Origin of the sequence: Streptomyces sp. HUAS YS2 (assembly GCF_033343995.1) — a bacterium.
Lineage (GTDB): Bacteria > Actinomycetota > Actinomycetes > Streptomycetales > Streptomycetaceae > Streptomyces > Streptomyces solicathayae.
This window is the reverse complement of record NZ_CP137573.1, coordinates 6,768,898-6,786,199: the sequence shown is the minus strand read 5'-3', so window position 1 is coordinate 6,786,199 and position 17,302 is coordinate 6,768,898. Positions and strand designations below refer to the sequence as shown.

Sequence of the window (17,302 nt, the reverse complement as noted above, 5' to 3'; positions counted from 1 at the left end):
GGCTCCCCGCGGGGGTACGGAACACACGCCTCCGGCAGGCGAGTTCACCGGCGGGGGCCGTCGGGCCGGAGCCGTCAGGCCGGAGCCGGGCGTCCGCCGACGCCCGGCGCCACCCTGGCGGCGCGGGCCCCGGCCCGCCCGCGCCACCCGGGCTCAGTGCACCGTCGTGACCGTGCCCGCGCCCACCGTGCGGCCGCCTTCGCGGATGGCGAAGCCGAGGCCGGGCTCCAGCGGGACGTCGCGGCCCAGTTCGACGGTCATGGTGACCTTCTCGCCGGGGCGGGCCAGCTCCGTCGCGCCGAGGTCGACGTTGCCGACGACGTCCGCGGTGCGGATGTAGAACTGCGGGCGGTACCCGGTCCAGACGGGTGTGGTCCGACCGCCCTCATGGGCGGACAGCACGTACACCTGCGCGGTGAACCGGCGGCGCGGCTCGATGCTGCCGGGCTCGGCCACCACGTGCCCGCGGCGCACCGCGTCGCGCGCGACGCCCCGCAGCAGCAGGGCGACGTTGTCGCCGGCCTGCGCGGACTCCATCGGCTTGCCGAAGGTCTCCACGCCGGTGACGACCGTGTCGACGTCCGCGCCGAGAACGGCGACGCGGTCGCCGACGCGGACCGTGCCCCGCTCCACCGCGCCGGTCACGACGGTGCCGCGCCCGGTGATCGTGAGCACGTTCTCCACCGGCATGAGGAACGGCGCGTCCACATAACGCACCGGCATCGGCACGTACGTGTCCACCGCGTCGAGCAACGCCTCGACCGCGGCGGTCCACCGTGGGTCGCCCTCCAGGGCCTTGAGCCCGGAGACCCGGACGACGGGCACCGTGTCACCGCCGTAGCCGTGCGCGGTCAGCAGCTCGCGGACCTCCAGCTCGACGAGGTCGGTCAGCTCGTCGTCCCCCGCGTCGGCCTTGTTGAGCGCGACGACGACGTGGTCGACGCCGACCTGCCGCGCGAGCAGCACGTGCTCGGCGGTCTGCGGCATGATCCCGTCCAGCGCGGAGACCACGAGGATCGCTCCGTCGAGCTGCGCGGCCCCGGTGACCATGTTCTTGACGTAGTCGGCGTGGCCGGGCATGTCGACGTGGGCGTAGTGGCGGGTGTCCGTCTCGTACTCGACGTGCGCGATGTTGATGGTGATGCCGCGCTGCGCCTCCTCGGGCGCCCGGTCGATCCGGTCGAACGGCACGAACACGCCGGTCCCCCGCTCGCTGAGGACCTTGGTGATGGCGGCGGTCAGAGTGGTCTTGCCGTGGTCGACATGACCCATGGTGCCGATGTTGAGGTGCGGCTTGGTGCGCACGTATGCCGTCTTGGGCATGGCTGACGTCGTTCCTTCCCGGAACCTGATGAATCGTCTCCTCTGCGGAGGGGGACCCCTGGGCGGAACCGACCCTCCCCCTGCGGGGTCCGCCGGACGTTCCGGGGAGAGTCAGCTTCGCGCGCCGTCGCAGGGCGCTGCGGCCGTGACCGCGGCTGCGGCCGCGAGGGCGGCAGCAGCGGCGGCGGCGAGAACGGCAGCCTTCGGCGCGTCCGCGACTGCGGACGGCGCTGCGGGGAAGGCGTACCGGAACATGTCGACGATCCTCGCGGAAGGACGCCTCGCCGTCGACCGAATTTCGGTGCGGTCAGAGGTTCTTGAGGGCTTCCCGCGCCGAGAGCGGGGAGAGGCGGGTGCGGTTCCGCTCGACGAAGGCGCGGACCTCGCCCGGGGCGGTCTTCGCGTATTCGCGCAGGGACCAGCCGATCGCCTTGCGGATGAAGAAGTCGGGGTGGTCGGCTCGGCGCAGGCAGTAGGCGAAGAGACGCTCGGTGTCGGTGGCGGCCTTGAAACGGAGCTGGTGCAGGAGAGCGGTGCGGGCGACCCAGAGGTCGTCGTCCTCGATCCACTCGTCCATCGTCGCCGCGAGCGCCGGGTCCGCTGCGACGAGGCCGCCGGCCACGTGGGCGGCGAGGTGGTCGACGGTGTCCCACCAGGAGTCGGTGGTGACGAGGCGCCGGACGACCGGCAGGAATTCCGAGGAACAGCGGCCGACATGGCGGCGCAGGTAGTCGACGGCGAAGTAGTGGTACTCGCGCTCGGGCAGGGCGAAGCACCGCAGGGCCACGGCCGTGCAGTCGGGCTCGTCCGGCCGGGGCAGGCCGTCGAGGACGGTGCGGGACAGCGCGCGCCGTTCGGGGGTGCGGATGCCGAGGAAGGGGGCGGCCCCCTTCATGTACGCGATCATCTCCTGCGCCCGGAACGGGTCTCCGGCCGGCGGGTAGACCTCGGTGAGGCGGGCCAGCACGGTGTCGGCGAGGGCGCTGTCGGGCACGGCGAAGGTCATGCGGCTCACACTAGGGGGGATGACGGACATTACGGCGATCACATGTCCCCGTCGGTTACTCTCCCCGGATGCTCGACCCCGTCACCCGGCCGCCGGGCTCTCTCGCTCTCCGCTGCTCACAGGCGCTGCTCTCGCCCTGGTCACGGCTGTCGCTGCTCGCCGTGATGCTGCTGAGCGCGGTGACCGCGGTGCTGCTGTACGAGCCGCAGCGGCTGCTCGCCGAGGGCTGGCCGCCCCAGGTGGCCGGCGCGGGCGCGGTGGTGCTGTTCGGATGCGCGTACGGCCTGTGCACGGCGGCCTTCGTGCCCCGTCCGATCCTGAACCTCGCGGCGGGGGCGCTGTTCGGCGTCCAGGCGGGTCTGGTGGCCGCGGTGGTGGGCACGGTCCTCGGCGCGGGGATCTCCTTCACGCTGGGCCGGGTGCTGGGCCAGGACGCGCTGCGGCCGCTGCTGCGCGGCCGCTGGCTGCGGGCGGCCGACGGACAGCTGAGCCGGCACGGCTTCCGCTCGATGCTGGCGATCCGGCTCTTCCCGGGGGTGCCGTTCGCCGCCGCCAACTACTGCGCGGCGGTGTCCCGGATGCGGTACACGCCGTTCCTGCTGGCGACGGGGCTCGGCTCGATCCCGAACACGGCGGCGTACGTGATCGCGGGCGCCGAGGCGTCCTCGCCGTCGTCGCCCGCGTTCCTGATCTCGACCGGTTTCATCGTGGTCACCGGGGTGGCGGGCGCGGCGGTGGCCTGGCGCAAGCGCCACCGCCTGCGCCCGGCGGAGACGCCGGCCGCCGGGACGGCCGGCGTCCGCACGGAGGATCGGACCCCGTCCCCCGTCTGACGCCTCAGAGCGCTTCGACGATCATCGCGTTGGCGAGCCCGCCCGCCTCGCACATGGCCTGCAGGCCGTACCGGGCGCCGCGCGCCCGGAGCGCGTGGACGAGGGTGGTCATCAGGCGGGTGCCGCTCGCGCCGAGCGGGTGGCCGAGCGCGATCGCGCCGCCGTGCACGTTCACCCGGGCCGGGTCCGCACCGGTCTCCTGCTGCCAGGCGAGGACGACGCTCGCGAAGGCCTCGTTGATCTCGAACAGGTCGATGTCGTCGAGCCCGAGACCGGACCGCCGCAGCACCTTCTCCGTGGCCGGGATGACTCCCGTCAGCATGAGCAGCGGGTCGGAGCCGGTGACGGCGAAGCTGTGCAGCCGGGCGAGCGGGCGCAGGCCGAGCCGTTCGGCGGTATCGGCCGCCATGATCAGGACGGCGGACGCCCCGTCGTTGACCGGGCTGCTGTTGCCCGCCGTGACCGACCACTCGATCTGCGGGAAGCGCTCGGCGAAGGCCGGGTCCTGGAACGCGGGGCGGAGCCCGGCGAGGATCTCCGGTGTGGTCGCGGGCCGCACCGACTCGTCGCGGCCGACCTCCCCGTACGGCGCGACCTCGGCGTCGAAGAGCCCCGCCGCCCAGGTGCGCGCGGCCTTCTCGTGCGAGCCGGCGGCGAACTCGTCCATCGCCTCGCGCCCGATCGACCACTTCGCGGCGATCAGCTCCGCGCTGATGCCCTGCGGGACGAGGCCCTCCGGGTAGCGGGCGGCGACACCGGGACCGAAGGGGTCCGCGCCGGGCGGCACGTTCGACCACATGGGGACGCGGCTCATCGACTCGACCCCGCAGGCGACGACGACGTCGTACGCGCCGGAGAGCACGCCCTGCGCGGCGAAGTGGACGGCCTGCTGCGAGGAGCCGCACTGCCGGTCGACGGTGGTGGCGGGCACGGACTCGGGGAGTCCGGCGCCGAGCCAGGCGTACCGGGTGGTGTTCATGGCCTGCTCGCCGACCTGGTCGACGGTGCCGCCGATCACGTCGTCGACGAGGGCGGGGTCGATGCCGCTGCGGTCGACGAGGGCGCGCAGCGTGTGGGAGAGCAGGGCGACGGGGTGGACCTCGGCCAGTGCTCCGTTGGCCTTGCCCCGCCCCATGGGCGTACGGACGGCTTCGACGATGACGGCGTCACGCATGATCACAGCTCCTGAACCGAACGACGTAGGTTGGAAAACTGGACTAACACTCACGAGTAACATAGCCCAGTGAATCCAGTTTTCAAACCCTCTCTTCGTCCTGCCCTACCCTGGTCCCCATGAAGGCCGCGCCCCGCCCCTGCTCCATCGCCGACACGCTGGCCCTGGTCGGCGAGAAGTACTCGCTGCTCGTCCTGCGCGAAGTGCTGCTCGGCGTGCACCGGTTCGACCGGATCGCCCGCAACACCGGCGCGCCGCGCGACATCCTGACCGCGCGGCTGCGCCGCCTCGTGGAGGCCGGGATCCTGGAGAAGGTCCCGTACAGCGAGCGCCCGCAGCGCTTCGAGTACCGCGCGACCCCGGCCGGCGCCGAACTGCAGCCGGTGCTGCTGGCTTTGATGGCCTGGGGCGACCGACACCTCAACGAGGAGCCGCCGGTGGTCCTGACCCACCGCTGCGGCGCGGAGCTGAGGCCGAAGGTCGTCTGCTCCGACTGCGGAGGAGACACGGACCGGGCGAGCCTGACCGCCCGCGTGGACGCGCCGGGTTGGACCACGACGGGCCCGGCGGACGCCTGACCCCCGACGCGCCCGGAGCTGCGGCCGATGGGCGGGGACCGGCCCCTGCCCAGGGCGGGCGGCGGGCCATTCACCCGAGGGCGGTACGCTGCGGGGCGACCGGCGGTCGATCATCGACCGCCCCGCCCATGACCGCACGCGCACACTCGGGACGGCCCTAGCCCCATGAGTTGGTTCGAATCATTCATCCTCGGGCTCGTCCAGGGGCTGACGGAGTTCCTCCCCATCTCCTCCAGCGCGCACCTGCGCCTCACCGCGGCGTTCGCGGGCTGGGAGGACCCGGGCGCGGCCTTCACCGCGATCACCCAGATCGGCACCGAGGCCGCGGTCCTGATCTACTTCCGCAAGGACATCGCCCGGATCATCTCCGCCTGGTTCCGCTCGCTCACAAACAAGGCGATGCGCAGCGACCACGACGCGCAGATGGGCTGGCTGGTCATCGTCGGCTCGATCCCGATCGGCGTCCTCGGCGTCACGCTCAAGGACCAGATCGAGGGGCCGTTCCGCGACCTGCGGCTGACCGCGACGATGCTGATCGTCATGGGCGTCGTGCTCGGCGTGGCCGACCGGCTGGCGGCGCGCGACGAGATCGGCGGCCGGCACCGCGCCATCCGCGAGCGCAAGACGCTCCAGGAGCTGTCCGTGAAGGACGGCCTGATCTTCGGCCTCTGCCAGGCCATGGCGCTGGTCCCGGGCGTCTCCCGCTCCGGTGCGACGATCTCCGGCGGTCTGCTGATGGGTTACACCCGTGAGGCCGCGGCCCGTTACTCGTTCCTGCTCGCGATCCCGGCGGTGCTCGCCTCCGGTCTCTTCGAGCTCAAGGACGCGACCGAGGGCGGTCATGTGTCCTGGGGGCCGACGATCTTCGCCACGATCATCGCGTTCGGCGTCGGCTACGCGGTGATCGCGTGGTTCATGAAGTTCATCACGACCAAGAGCTTCATGCCGTTCGTGATCTACCGGATCGCCCTCGGCGTCCTGCTCTTCATCCTCGTCGGCGCCGACGTCCTGAGCCCGCACGCGGGCGAGTCGGGCGACTGACCCACGCGCGAGTCGGGCTCGACCGACCCCCGCGCCTCCGCGCGACCACTGGGCGGGCCCGGCCGCCGCCGGGCACCGGGGGGCGGGGCGGCGGGCGGCCGGGCTCGCGTCGCGAACGGGCGGGAACCGGTTCTCCGCGCCGGAGGGGGACGGGTCGCCGGACTCGGGGGGTCTCCCGGCGGCCCCAGGTGCGCCCCGCCCGAACGGACCTGCCGATCCTCCCGCGCCTCGGCCCACCACCACGAGCGTGTGCGCGGCACCGGTCGCCGTGCGCCCTTCACACCCCGTGCGAAACAGCGGCCCGGGGCGCGACCCGGCCGACGGGGCGCTGCACGGCTCTTGGCCCCGCGGGCCCGGGGGCCGACACTGTGGCGATGACGCAGCGCGTGGATCTCGCGACCGTGATGGACCGGATGGCCGTCGACGAGGTGGTCACCGGATACGCGGCGGCCGTGGACGACGGCGACTGGGCGGACTACCGGGCCCTGTTCACCCCGGACGGCCGCGCCGACTACCGCGGTTCGGGCGGCATCGAGGGCCCGGCGACGGAGGTCGCCGACTGGCTGGCGGAGACGATGCGGCTGTTCCCGGTACGCCAGCACCTGATCGTGAACCGGCGGATCCGCCTCCAGGACCTCGGCGGCTACCCCGGCGACACCGCCGACGTACGGGCCGACTACGTGAACCCGATGAGCCTGGAGTCGGGCGGTGACTTCGTCTGCGGCGGCCGGTACGCCTTCGGGCTGCTGCGCACCGAGGCGGGCTGGCGGCTGCGCTCGGTGGTCGTGCACGAGAAGTGGCGCCGTATGCCGTCCGGCTGACCCGCTCGATCCGGCCGGCCGCCCTCGTCGCGCCCTCTGTTCGCTCGCGCGCCCCGCGCGCCACACTGGAGGCGACACCGCTCCCCCGGCGGTCGGCAGGAGGAGGCGTCGCGGTCATGCGGATTCCGGTGGCGGCCCGCGGTACGGCTCGCAGCACGGCCCGCACCGCCCTGGCTTCCCCATGGTGGCGGGCCGTCCTCGCGGTGACGGCCGGCGCGCTGCCCGCGCTCACGTTCCCCGAACCGTCGCTGTGGTGGTTCGCGTACGTGGCGCTGGTGCCGTGGATGCTGCTGATCCGCTCGGCGGACTCGGCCGGCCGGGCCGCCCTGGACGGCTGGCTGGGCGGGATCGGGTTCATGCTGGCCGTGCACCACTGGCTGATGCCGAGCCTGCACGTCTTCATCCTCGTCGTGGCCGCCCTGCTCGGGCTGCTCTGGCTGCCCTGGGGCTGGCTGGTACGCGCCATGCTGGGCCACGAACCGTCGGTACGGCGGGCCGTGGCCGCGCTCGCCGTGATCCCCTCCGGCTGGCTGATCGTCGAGCTGGTGCGGTCCTGGGAGGGCCTGGGCGGCCCGTGGGGTCTGCTGGGCGCGAGCCAGTGGGAGGTCGCACCGGCACTGCGGCTCGCGTCGGTGGGCGGAGTGTGGCTGGTGACGCTGCTGGTAGTGGCGGTGAACACTGCGGTCACGCTGCTGGTGTCGGCGGGCGCCGTGCGGATCACCGCACTGGTGGGGCTGCTGGTGTGCGCGGTCACCACGAGTCTGGTCTGGCTGTGGGTGGCGCCCCCACGGACCTCGGAGCACGTCCGGATCGCCGTCGTCCAGCCGGGGGTGTTCGACGGACCGGGCGGCGCGGACCGGCGGTTCGCCCGGGGCGAGGAGCTGACCCGCGAGCTGGTGGGCCGGGACGTGGACCTGGTGGTCTGGGGCGAGAGCAGCGTGGGCATGGACCTGGCCTCGCACCCCGAACTGGCGGACCGGCTCGCCGCGCTGTCCCGGGCGGTCGACGCACCGCTGCTGGTCAACGTGGACGCGCGCCGCTCGGACCGGCCCGGCATCTTCAAGAGCAGCGTCCTGATCGGCGCCGACGGACCCACCGGCGACCGCTACGACAAGATGCGCCTCGTGCCGTTCGGCGAGTACATCCCGGCCCGCGCCGTGCTCGGCTGGGCGACATCGGTCGGCAAGGCGGCCGGAGAGGACCGCCGGCGCGGCGAGGCGCCCGTGGTGATGACCCTGCCGGGCCGGGAGGGGCTGCGCGTCGGGCCGCTGGTCTGTTTCGAGTCGGCGTTCCCCGACATGACCCGGAGGCTGGTCAGGGACGGCGCGCAGGTGGTGATCGCCCAGTCGGCGACGTCCACCTTCCAGCACAGCTGGGCGCCGGAGCAGCACGCCTCGCTGGCGGCACTGCGGGCCGCGGAGTCCGGCCGGCCGACGGTGCACGCGACGCTGACCGGGCAGAGCGCCGTGTACGGCCCGGACGGCGCGCGCGTCGGCGAGCCGCTGGGCACGGACGCGAGCGAGGCTGCCGTGTACTCCGTACCGCTGTCCACGACGACGACCGCGTACGTCCGGTACGGCGACTGGCCGGTGTACGCGGCGCTCGCCGCACTGGCGCTGCTGTGCGCGGTGGAGGGCGTGGGGTCGCTCAGGAGGCCTGCGCGAGGCACTGGCGCACCACGTGCTCGCACAGCTCGTGGGTGAGCAGCGCGTCGCGGGCACTGAGGGTGCGCTTGTCGCGCACGGCGTCGAGGAAGAGGTGCACGGCCTGCTCGATGCCCCGCTGGCGGGCGACGGAGACCCAGTCGCCGCGCCGCCGTACGGTGGGCTGGCCCTTGTGGTCGATGACCTCGGCCAGGTTGACCACCTGACGCTTGGTGTCCTGGCCCGACACCTCCAGGATCTCCTCGGTGGACCCGCTGAGCCGGTTCATGATGCCGATCGCGGTGAACCCGTCGCCCGAGAGCGTCAGCACGACGTGGTGCAGCAGTCCGTCGCGGAGGCGGGCGCGCACGTCGGTGTGCTCGACGGGGCCGGGGAGCAGGAAGCGCAGCGTGTCGACGACATGGATGAAGTCGTCGAGGACGAAGGTGCGCGGGTCCTCGGGCAGGCCGATCCGGTTCTTCTGCATGAGGATCAGCTCGCGCGGGTGGTCGAGGCACTGCGCGTAGCCGGGCGCGAGCCGCCGGTTGAAGCCCACGGCGAGGCTGGTGCCACGCTCCTCGGCGAGCTCCACCAGCGTGGTGGACTCACCGAGTTCGTACGCGAGGGGCTTGTCCACGTACGTCGGCACCCCGGCCCGGAGCAGCCGGCCGGCGATCTCGGGGTGGGCGGCCGTCGAGGCGTGCACGAACGCGGCGTCGAGGCCGGCGGCGAGCAGTGAGTCGAGGTCGCGGTGGCGCCGGGCGACGGGGACGTGGTGGGCGTCGGCGACCCGGTCCAGCGTCTCCGGGGTGCGGGTCTGGAGGTGGAGCTCGACGCCCGGGAGGGTGGTGAGGACGGGCAGGTACGCCTTCTGCGCGATGTCGCCGAGCCCGATGCAGCCGATCCTCACGAGGGTCTCCCTGTCACTTCGTCACGTCATGTCCCCGCAGGTCCTGAGGGCCCCGCAGCTCCCGCTGTTCCCGCAGGTCCCGCCTGTCCGCAGCATACGTCGCACCCGGCGGGGACCAGTCGGCGATGCCGTCGAAACCGCGCAGCACGAGCCCGGGGCCGAAGCGCGAGACGGCGGCGACGAGGACGTCGCGGACGGCGACGCCGGGCCGGGAGGACATCGTCGTGAGCCGGCCGGCGCGGGCGGCCTTGCGGACGATGTCTGTGGTGCGGGGCAGCCGGTCGGCGGTGTACCCGGCGAGCGCCCGGCTCGGCGGCAGTCTGCCGGCGGCGTGGTGGGCGAGCACGATGCCGTCCTCGATGGCCTGGTTGCCGCCCTGGGCGAGGGTGGGCTCCATCGCGTGCGCGGCGTCGCCGAGCAGCGCCACCCGGCCGCGGTGGAAGGCGGGCAGCGGCGTGATGAGGTGGTGCACGTCGTGGCGGAGCACGCCCTCGGGCGACGTGGCGGCGAGGATCGCGGGGATCGGGTCGTGCCAGTCGCCGAAGTGCCGCAGCAGCTCGGCCCGTTCGTCGTCGGGGGCGCGGTCCCCGGCGGGGGCCACGGCCATGGCGTACGCGTAGATCCGGCCGTCCTTGAGCGGCTGGGTGCCCCACAGGCGGCCACGGCCCCAGGTCTCGTGCGGCGCGAAGGGCCGGTCGGGGGCGGGGACGACGACGCGCCAGGTGGTGAAGCCGGAGTACTCGGGCCCCGGGTGGTCGGGGAAGAGGCCGCGGCGGACGGCCGAGTGGATGCCGTCGGCGGCGACCACGAGACCGGCCTCGATCGTCTCCCCGTCGCCCAGAGCGACCACGGCCGGACGCTCGTCGTCGCCCGGGTCGGCGACCGAGGCCGTCACGCCGGTGCGGACGGTGCCCTCGGGGAGCGCGGAGACCAACAGGTCGACCAGGGCGGCGCGGTGGAGCAGGACGAGCGCGCCGCCGAAGCGCGCGGCGACCGCCGCGGCGTCGAGGCGGACCAGCCAGCGGCCGGACGGGGTGCGCATCCCGCCGTCGCCCTGCCAGGCGGCGAGCTCGCGGACGCGGTCGCCGAGGCCGATGACGTCCAGGGCCCGCTGGGAGTTGGGGGCCAGGCCGATGCCGGCCCCGACGGGGGCGAGGGAGGCGGCCCGTTCCAGGACGGTGACCGGCCGGCCCTGCTGGTGGAGTGCGACGGCGGTGGTGAGTCCGCCGATGCCGCCCCCGATGACGACGGCGTGCTGCTGCATGACCCCTCCTCGGGACTACATCTGTAGTGACCTGTCGACCGTACTACACCTGTAGTCGCCTGGCCAGGGAGCGGCCGATAGGTTGGCCCCATGACCGCTCGCACCCCCGCCGCACCGCCCTCGTCACGGGCCGACCTGATCGGCGACGCCGCCCTCGCCCTCCTCGCCGAACGCGGGATGCGCGGGCTCACCCACCGCGCCGTGGACGAGCGGGCCGGCCTCCCCCAGGGCTCGACCTCCAACCACGCCCGCACCCGGCAGGCCCTCCTGGAGATCGCCGTGGCCCGCCTGGCGCACCACGAGGCGCAGGTGCTCGGGCCCGACGAGCTGCCGCCGGCGGACGGCGGCGTCCAGGCCGTGGTCGACGCGCTCGCGCTCGCGCTGCACCGCTACCTCACCGACCACCGCCCGCTCCTGGTCTCCCGCTACGAGCTGGCGCTGGAGGCGACTCGCCGCCCGGAGCTCCGCAGCTTCTTCGACCGGGCCGGCGCGGCCTTCCACGGACCGGTGATCGCGATGATGACGCAGGCCGGTTCGCCGACGCCCGAGCGGCACGCGCTGTCCCTGATCGCCTGGTGCGAGGGGCTGATGTTCTCCTGCGCGGCGGGGTCGTTCCACTCCGCGGTGCCGAGCCTCGAGGAACTGCGCACCGGTTTCGCGGAGTTGCTGCGCGGCATGCTCCCGGACCGCCAGGGGTAAATGCCTGGCGCGCCCCCGAGGTCGTGCGTGACGATGCCGGACATGACTGTAGAACGCATCGAACCCCCCACCATCGCCGGCGAGCGCGAGATGCTCGAGACCTGGCTGGACTTCCATCGGGCCACGCTGGCCACGAAGTGCGAGGGCCTGGACGACGCCCAGCTGCGCACCGCCTCGGCTCCCCCGTCGAACCTGACGCTCTTCGGCCTGGTCCGGCACATGGCGGAGGTCGAGCGCGGCTGGTTCCGGCGGGTCCTCGTCGGCGAGGACGCCGGGCCGATCTACTACACCGAGGAGGACCGGGACGGCGACTTCCACCCGGGTCCGGAGGCCACCTTCGAGGAGGCGTACGCGACCTGGCAGGCGGAGATCGAGCGGGCCCGCGAGCTGGCCGCGGGCCGTGAGCTCGACGAGGTGGGTACGGGCAAGCACCGCTCCGGCGAGGAGTTCAACCTGCGCTGGATCTACGTCCACATGATCGAGGAGTACGCGCGGCACAACGGGCACGCCGACCTGCTCCGCGAGGCGGTCGACGGTGTGACCGGGGACTGACCCCGGTACGCCTCGGGCCGGCGCCCCGGCGGCGGCCGGGAACCGCGCGGCACGAAGATCACTCGTGCGGGGCATTCCCGGCCGGTAGGGGCGCGAAGAACCCGTGCGGGCTGCAAGGTTGCGCGGGTGCATCGAACGAGAACCACAGCGAAGCTCCTGGTCGGAGTGGCCGTCGCGGCCGTCTCCGGCTGCGTGTCGGTGGAGCCGCCGCCCGTCGCGCCGCCGTCCGCGCCACCGCCCGGGATCGGCCGGCCCGCCCTCGACGAGCCACCCCGGCTCGTCGAGGCGCCCGCCCGGGAGGCCCTGGAGGCCGCCACCCGGCCGGAACCGGCGAGGACGTCCCCGCCGCCCCCGCACGGCGCCCCGGAGCGGGCCCACGGCAGGAACGCGGAGACGGACCGCCCGGGCAAGGGCAGGAAGACGGGTGACGGCCGCCTCCGGGGCGGCCTGCCAGTCACCCTGCCGCCGCTCCTGCCGAAGCTCCCCGACCGTCCACCCCGCTCCCGGGGTGAGGTCTGCGCCCTGGGCGAGAAGTACGGGGGCTGGCGCGCGGACAGTGACCAGGCCCGGATCTGCCGCGGCACGTACGGCGCTGGCAAGGGCTGAACGAGGCCGGGCCGCGGGCCCGCCGGGTCCCCGCCGCCGCGGCCGCTATTCGGTCCGCAGCCGGCTCTCCAGCCGTCCGATCGCCGCCCGCACCCCGTTGCCGTACCCGTCGTCGTCGAGCACGTCGGACGCGGCACGGGCGCGGTCCAGGTGGACCCGGGCGGCGTCCGGACGGCTCAGCTTGACGTAGTCGGCGGCGAGATTGAGGTGGAGCGAGGGGTACAGGGAGCGCAGCGCGACGGCCGAGTCGTGCCGGGCGACCCGCTCCTCGCTCAGCTCCTCCGCCGCGCTCAGGGCCCGGAGGTCCCAGGCGAGCTCGGTGTCCGGGTCGTCCTGGGTGTCGGCCATGTAGTGCGCGAGGGTGCACCGGTGCAGGGGGTCGCCGTCGGCCCCGATCTCCGCCCACAGCGCGCCGAAGCGGTTGCGGGCCTCCTCCCGGTCCCCGCCGTGGAGCAGCATCGTCGCCTGCCCGATCCGGGTCATGACGGCGTCGTCCGGCGTCTGCTGCTGCTCGCCCACTGCGGCCTCCCTGAGTGCGGTCCGTCGATCTGCCGGCGGCACATCGACGGACCGACGCTAGCCCCCGCCGTGCCCGATCGCGGTCAGGCTCGGGCGGGCGCCCGGGCCTGTGTCGTGCGTCCGGGTCCGTTCCGGGGTCAGCCCAGGTCCGGGATCCGCCAGTCGATGGCCTCGTGACCCTGGGCCGCGACGGCCTCGTCGATCTGGGTGAAGGGGCGGGAGCCGAAGAACTTCTTCGCCGACAGCGGCGAGGGGTGGGCACCCTTCACCACGACGTGCCGCTCCTGGTCGATGAGCGGGAGCTTCTTCTGCGCGTAGGCGCCCCAGAGCACGAAGACCGCCGGGTCGGGCCGCGAGGCCACGGCGGTGATCACCGCGTCGGTGAACTTCTCCCAGCCCTGGTTCTTGTGCGAGTTCGCCTCGCCGGCGCGGACCGTCAGCACCGCGTTGAGCAGCAGGACGCCCTGCTCGGCCCAGGGCATCAGGTAGCCGTTGTCCGGGACCGGGTGGCCGAGCTCGGCGTGCATCTCCTTGTAGATGTTGCGCAGCGAAGGCGGCGTCTTCACACCGGGCCGCACCGAGAAGCAGAGCCCGTGGCCCTGCCCCTCGCCGTGGTACGGGTCCTGGCCGAGGACCAGGACCTTGACCTTGTCGTACGGAGTGGCGGCGAGGGCGGCGAAGACCTCGTCGCGCGGCGGGTAGACCGGCCCCTTGGCCCGCTCCTCCTCGACGAACTCGGTGAGCTGCTTGAAGTAGGGCTTCTGCAGTTCCTCGCCGAGGACGCCGCGCCAGGACTCGGGCAGCATGTCGGTGTCGGTCACGTCAACAACCTCCGGTAGGCGATCACTTCTACGAGCAAGAACCTACCGGGGGCCACTGACAACGCCCGTGGGCGGGCGTCCTACCAGCTGGCCTTCCGGCCGAGCTCCCACATCTGCATGACCGTCTGCGGGTCCAGGGCGCGCTCCCCGCCGGAGACCTCCTCGCTGGCCGCCACGTACAGCTTGCCCTGCCACAGCGGCAGCAGCCGGACGTCACCGGCCATGATCTCCTGGGCGGTCTCGAAGTCCTTGCTGACCGAGCCTCGGTCGCTGACCTTGCGGGACCTCGGCAGCAGCGTCCCGGTGATCTGCGGGCTCTCGTACGGCGTGCGGAGCACGTTGTCCTTGCCGACGAACGGGGCGACGAAGTTGTCCGGGTCGGGGAAGTCGGGGAACCAGCCGCGGCCGAAGACCGGGTACTGGCCGTTCTGGTAGCCCTTCTGGAAGTCTTCCCACTTCTTGCCCTGGATGGTGACCTTGAACAGGCCCGAGGCGTCGAGCTGCCGCTTGATCTCGGCGAACTCGGCGGCGGTGGCGGAGCCGTACCGGTCGGTGGCGTACCAGAAGGTCAGCTCGACGGGCTTGGTGATCCCGCCCTCCCGGAGGATCTTGCGGGCCTTGTCGACGTCGGGGTCGCCGTAGCGGTCGAAGAACTTGGTGGTGTGGGCGGCGATGCCCTTGGGGACCATCGAGTACAGCGGCTCGGCGGTTCCCTGGTACACCTTGCCGACCAGTGCGTCCCGGTCGATCAGCTGGGCGATGGCCCGGCGGACCGGGAGCTTGCGGGCGACCGGGTCCGCGGAGTTGAAGACCAGGTAGCGGATGTCCGCACCGGAGGACTCGACGAGCTGCAGCCCCTCGTTGCCCTTCTTCTTCTCCTGGAGGTCGACGACCTCCTCCGCGGTCAGACCGCGGTAGATCGCGTCGATCTCCTTCTTCTTCAGCGCCGTGACCATCGGCTCGGACTTCTCGAAGTACTTGATGGTCACGCCGCCGTTCTTGCGGTCGGCGAATCCCTTGTAGCTGGCGTTCCTGGTGAGGACGGCCTCTTTGCCCTTCTCGTACGAGTCGAGGACGTAAGGGCCGGAACCGAGGAGCTTGCCGTCCTCGCGAAGTTTGTCCTTCGGGTATTCGGCCGGGTCCACCAGGGACATGGCGGGCGTGGCCAGAACGAACGGGAAGGTCGCGTCCGACTGGTTCAGCTTGAAGACGATCTTGTTGGCGCCGACGGTCTCGATCGTGTCGAGCGAGCCGAGCATTCCATTCGGACCACCCTTGTGGTTGATCGTCCGGATGCGCTCGATGGAGTGCTGCACGGCCTTGGCGTCCAGCGGGTGCCCGTTGGAGAACTTCAGACCGCTACGGAGCGTGCACTCGAAGACCTTGCTCGTGGCATCACTGAATTTGCAGTCCGCTGCGTCCGGCTGCGGGGTCGAACTTCCCGTCGGGAAAGCCACCAGCGTCTGGAAGACATTCCGGTACAACTCCCACGAGTTGTCCCACGCGGCGGCCGGGTCCAGGCTGGTCGGGGAGCTGGTCGTGCCCACGACGAGCTTCATGTCCGTCGCGGACTCCTTGTCCGCGAACAGACCGCAGCCACTCACCAGGGATATGGACGCAAGGGCTGCAGCGACCTGCAGACTGGTCCGGTTGAACACGTGCACACTCCTCGTTCAGCCATGGGTCGGCCGACCATACCGCAGTGCCCCGCCAGGTCAATGTGGAGCCCTGGCGGGGCACTTGAGGCATTCGGCGCGTAACCGGGAACAATCCGGTCACCCGGCGGCCCCGAATTCGGTAACGCGACGGTCACGCCACTCCGGCGTTGAGGAACAGACCGCCGTCCACGACCAGTGTCTGGCCGGTAATCCAGTCCGACTGCGCGGACGTGAGAAATGCGGCGGTACCGCCGATGTCCTCGGGAAGTCCGAGCCGGCCCATCGGGTACCCGGCGGCCGCCTCGGCCTCCCTGCCCTCGTACAGGGCCTGCGCGAACTTCGTCTTGACCACGGCCGGCGCGATCGCGTTGACCCGGACCTTCGGGGCGAACTCGTGCGCCAACTGAAGGGTCAGATTGATCATTGCGGCCTTGCTCATGCCGTACGCGCCGATGAACGGCGAGGCGGAGACTCCGGCGATCGACGCGATGTTCACGATCGCGCCGCCGTTCTCCTTCTGCCACGCCTTCCAGGTCTGCTGGGCGAATCCGAGCGCCGAGACCACATTCGTCTCGAAGACCTTGCGCGCCACATTCAGGTCGAGTTCGGCGATCGGCCCGAAGACCGGATTCGTCCCGGCATTGTTGATCAGGAAGTCGACGCGGCCGAAAGCAGCCATCGTCGCCTCGACGGCGGCGGCCTGGTGGGCCTCGTCGTGCGCCTTTCCGGGCACCGCGATCACCCGGTCCGCGCCGAGCCTCTCCACGGCCTCCTTGAGGGCCTCCTCGCCGCGCCCGGTGATGCACACCCGGTCGCCGCGGGCGACCAGCGCCTCGGCGACGCCGTAGCCGATGCCCCGGCTCGCGCCGGTGATCAGCGCGACCTTCCCGGAGAGCGGCACAAGCTCCTGCTCGGTCATGTCACTGCCCCTGTCTCGTCGGAACGGTCGGCGTCAGTTGAGCGGGCCGCCGGCCACGTACATGACCTGGCCGGAGACGAAGCCGGCGTCGTCGCCCGTGAAGAAGGCGATGGCGTTGGCGACGTCCTCGGGGCGGCCCACGCGCGCCACCGGGATCTGGGTGGCGGCGGCGGCCTGGAACTCCTCGAAGCCCATGCCGACGCGGGCCGCGGTCTGCGCGGTCATCTCGGTGACGATGAAGCCCGGGGCCACGGCGTTGGCGGTGATGCCGAACTTGCCCAGCTCCTTGGCCAGGGTCTTGGTGAAGCCCTGCAGGCCGGCCTTGACGGCGGAGTAGTTCGCCTGGCCGCGGTTGCCGAGGGCGGAGGACGAGGAGAGCGAGACGATACGGCCGAAGCCGGCGTCCACCATGTGCTTCTGGACGGCCTTGGCCATCAGGAACGCGCCCTTGAGGTGCACGTTCATCACGATGTCCCAGTCGGACTCGCTCATCTTGAACAGCAGGTTGTCGCGCAGCACGCCGGCGTTGTTGACGAGGATGGTCGGCGCGCCGAGTTCGGCGGCGACCCGCGCCACGGCGGCCTCGACCTGGGCGCTGTCGGAGACGTCGCAGCCGACGGCGATGGCCCGGCCGCCCGCCGCGGTGATCTTCTCGACGGTGTCCTTGCAGGCCGCCTCGTCGAGGTCGAGTACGGCAACGGCCCGGCCCTCCGCGGCCAGCCGGACGGCGGTGGCCGCTCCGATGCCCCGTGCCGCACCGGTGACGACGGCTACGCGCTGCTCGGTGGTCATGCTGGTTCTCCTCGCCCTTGGATCGTCCCTGGATGCGGAACGAGACCGCCCGGCCCGCACATGAGCGACCGCTTAGTACCTTCCGCAGACGAGACGCTAGAAGCCCTGGCACCCGGTGTCAACGGCCCACCGGGTGCACCATC

19 protein-coding genes are annotated in these 17,302 nt (G+C 72.4%); 8 read left to right on the top strand and 11 right to left on the bottom strand.

Going from position 1 to position 17,302, the window contains the following annotated elements; genetic code table 11:
• Positions 1–153 precede the first annotated feature (153 nt).
• The 3 genes from tuf to R2D22_RS31455 all read right to left on the bottom strand — a co-directional run bounded on the left by tuf (position 154) and on the right by R2D22_RS31455 (position 2,329).
• Positions 154–1,323, bottom strand: coding sequence for an elongation factor Tu (gene tuf, locus R2D22_RS31465; RefSeq protein WP_318108338.1), 1,170 nt, complete (start codon positions 1,321–1,323; stop codon positions 154–156).
• A gap of 111 nt (positions 1,324–1,434) precedes the next feature.
• Positions 1,435–1,578, bottom strand: a complete 144-nt coding sequence (locus tag R2D22_RS31460) for a hypothetical protein (protein WP_318108336.1) — start codon at positions 1,576–1,578, stop codon at positions 1,435–1,437.
• Between the two features lie 52 nt (positions 1,579–1,630).
• Positions 1,631–2,329, bottom strand: coding sequence for a DNA alkylation repair protein (locus tag R2D22_RS31455; RefSeq protein WP_318108335.1), 699 nt, complete (start codon positions 2,327–2,329; stop codon positions 1,631–1,633).
• A 68-nt stretch (positions 2,330–2,397) separates the two neighbouring features.
• On the opposite strand from R2D22_RS31455, the gene R2D22_RS31450 reads away from it, so the two are divergent.
• Entirely contained in the window at positions 2,398–3,162 is a 765-nt protein-coding gene (locus tag R2D22_RS31450; protein WP_318108333.1) for a TVP38/TMEM64 family protein, read from the top strand.
• A gap of 4 nt (positions 3,163–3,166) precedes the next feature.
• Here R2D22_RS31450 and R2D22_RS31445 read toward each other — a convergent pair whose 3' ends face one another.
• Positions 3,167–4,336, bottom strand: a complete 1,170-nt coding sequence (locus R2D22_RS31445; protein ID WP_318108332.1) for a thiolase family protein — start codon at positions 4,334–4,336, stop codon at positions 3,167–3,169.
• A 119-nt stretch (positions 4,337–4,455) separates the two neighbouring features.
• Between R2D22_RS31445 and R2D22_RS31440 the strand changes: the two genes are divergently transcribed.
• The 4 genes from R2D22_RS31440 to lnt all read left to right on the top strand — a co-directional run bounded on the left by R2D22_RS31440 (position 4,456) and on the right by lnt (position 8,479).
• Entirely contained in the window at positions 4,456–4,914 is a 459-nt protein-coding gene (locus tag R2D22_RS31440; protein WP_318108330.1) for a winged helix-turn-helix transcriptional regulator, read from the top strand.
• A gap of 165 nt (positions 4,915–5,079) precedes the next feature.
• Positions 5,080–5,955, top strand: coding sequence for an undecaprenyl-diphosphate phosphatase (locus tag R2D22_RS31435; RefSeq protein ID WP_318108329.1), 876 nt, complete (start codon positions 5,080–5,082; stop codon positions 5,953–5,955).
• A gap of 374 nt (positions 5,956–6,329) precedes the next feature.
• The gene (locus tag R2D22_RS31430; RefSeq protein ID WP_318108327.1) at positions 6,330–6,776 is read left to right on the top strand and encodes a nuclear transport factor 2 family protein; all 447 of its coding nucleotides are present in this window, start codon (positions 6,330–6,332) and stop codon (positions 6,774–6,776) included.
• A 116-nt stretch (positions 6,777–6,892) separates the two neighbouring features.
• Positions 6,893–8,479: an apolipoprotein N-acyltransferase gene (gene lnt, locus R2D22_RS31425; protein WP_318108325.1), complete on the top strand. Its 1,587-nt coding sequence runs from the start codon at positions 6,893–6,895 to the stop codon at positions 8,477–8,479.
• Here lnt and R2D22_RS31420 read toward each other — a convergent pair.
• Both R2D22_RS31420 and R2D22_RS31415 read right to left on the bottom strand, forming a co-directional pair.
• Positions 8,424–9,329 carry a Gfo/Idh/MocA family protein gene (locus R2D22_RS31420; RefSeq protein WP_318108323.1) on the bottom strand — a complete coding sequence of 302 codons (906 nt, stop codon included), beginning with the start codon at positions 9,327–9,329 and terminating at the stop codon, positions 8,424–8,426. The genes lnt and R2D22_RS31420 overlap by 56 nt on opposite strands.
• 13 nt (positions 9,330–9,342) lie before the next feature.
• Positions 9,343–10,593 (bottom strand): FAD-dependent monooxygenase, encoded by a 1,251-nt coding sequence (locus tag R2D22_RS31415; protein ID WP_318108322.1) that lies wholly within the window; start codon positions 10,591–10,593, stop codon positions 9,343–9,345.
• A 90-nt stretch (positions 10,594–10,683) separates the two neighbouring features.
• Here R2D22_RS31415 and R2D22_RS31410 point away from each other — a divergent pair, with 90 nt between their 5' ends.
• The 3 genes from R2D22_RS31410 (at position 10,684) to R2D22_RS31400 (ending at position 12,450) form a co-directional block, all read left to right on the top strand.
• Positions 10,684–11,292 carry a TetR/AcrR family transcriptional regulator gene (locus R2D22_RS31410; protein ID WP_318108320.1) on the top strand — a complete coding sequence of 203 codons (609 nt, stop codon included), beginning with the start codon at positions 10,684–10,686 and terminating at the stop codon, positions 11,290–11,292.
• 42 nt (positions 11,293–11,334) lie between these two features.
• Positions 11,335–11,844 carry a DinB family protein gene (locus tag R2D22_RS31405; protein WP_318108318.1) on the top strand — a complete coding sequence of 170 codons (510 nt, stop codon included), beginning with the start codon at positions 11,335–11,337 and terminating at the stop codon, positions 11,842–11,844.
• Positions 11,845–11,970: 126 nt separating this feature from the next.
• A complete protein-coding gene (locus R2D22_RS31400; protein ID WP_318108317.1) occupies positions 11,971–12,450 on the top strand; it encodes a hypothetical protein in 480 nt (159 codons plus the stop codon).
• A 45-nt stretch (positions 12,451–12,495) separates the two neighbouring features.
• On the opposite strand, the gene R2D22_RS31395 is transcribed toward R2D22_RS31400, so the two are convergent.
• The 5 genes from R2D22_RS31395 to fabG all read right to left on the bottom strand — a co-directional run bounded on the left by R2D22_RS31395 (position 12,496) and on the right by fabG (position 17,159).
• Positions 12,496–12,969, bottom strand: a complete 474-nt coding sequence (locus tag R2D22_RS31395; RefSeq protein WP_318108316.1) for a hypothetical protein — start codon at positions 12,967–12,969, stop codon at positions 12,496–12,498.
• A 137-nt stretch (positions 12,970–13,106) separates the two neighbouring features.
• Positions 13,107–13,790, bottom strand: a complete 684-nt coding sequence (gene ung / locus R2D22_RS31390) for a uracil-DNA glycosylase (protein ID WP_318108314.1) — start codon at positions 13,788–13,790, stop codon at positions 13,107–13,109.
• Positions 13,791–13,870: 80 nt separating this feature from the next.
• On the bottom strand, positions 13,871–15,448 hold the full coding sequence (locus R2D22_RS31385) for an ABC transporter substrate-binding protein (protein WP_318108312.1): 1,578 nt from the start codon (positions 15,446–15,448) through the stop codon (positions 13,871–13,873).
• 151 nt (positions 15,449–15,599) lie between these two features.
• Entirely contained in the window at positions 15,600–16,367 is a 768-nt protein-coding gene (locus R2D22_RS31380; RefSeq protein ID WP_318108310.1) for an SDR family oxidoreductase, read from the bottom strand.
• A 33-nt stretch (positions 16,368–16,400) separates the two neighbouring features.
• A complete protein-coding gene (gene fabG, locus R2D22_RS31375; RefSeq protein WP_318108308.1) occupies positions 16,401–17,159 on the bottom strand; it encodes a 3-oxoacyl-ACP reductase FabG in 759 nt (252 codons plus the stop codon).
• Positions 17,160–17,302: the final 143 nt, after the last annotated feature.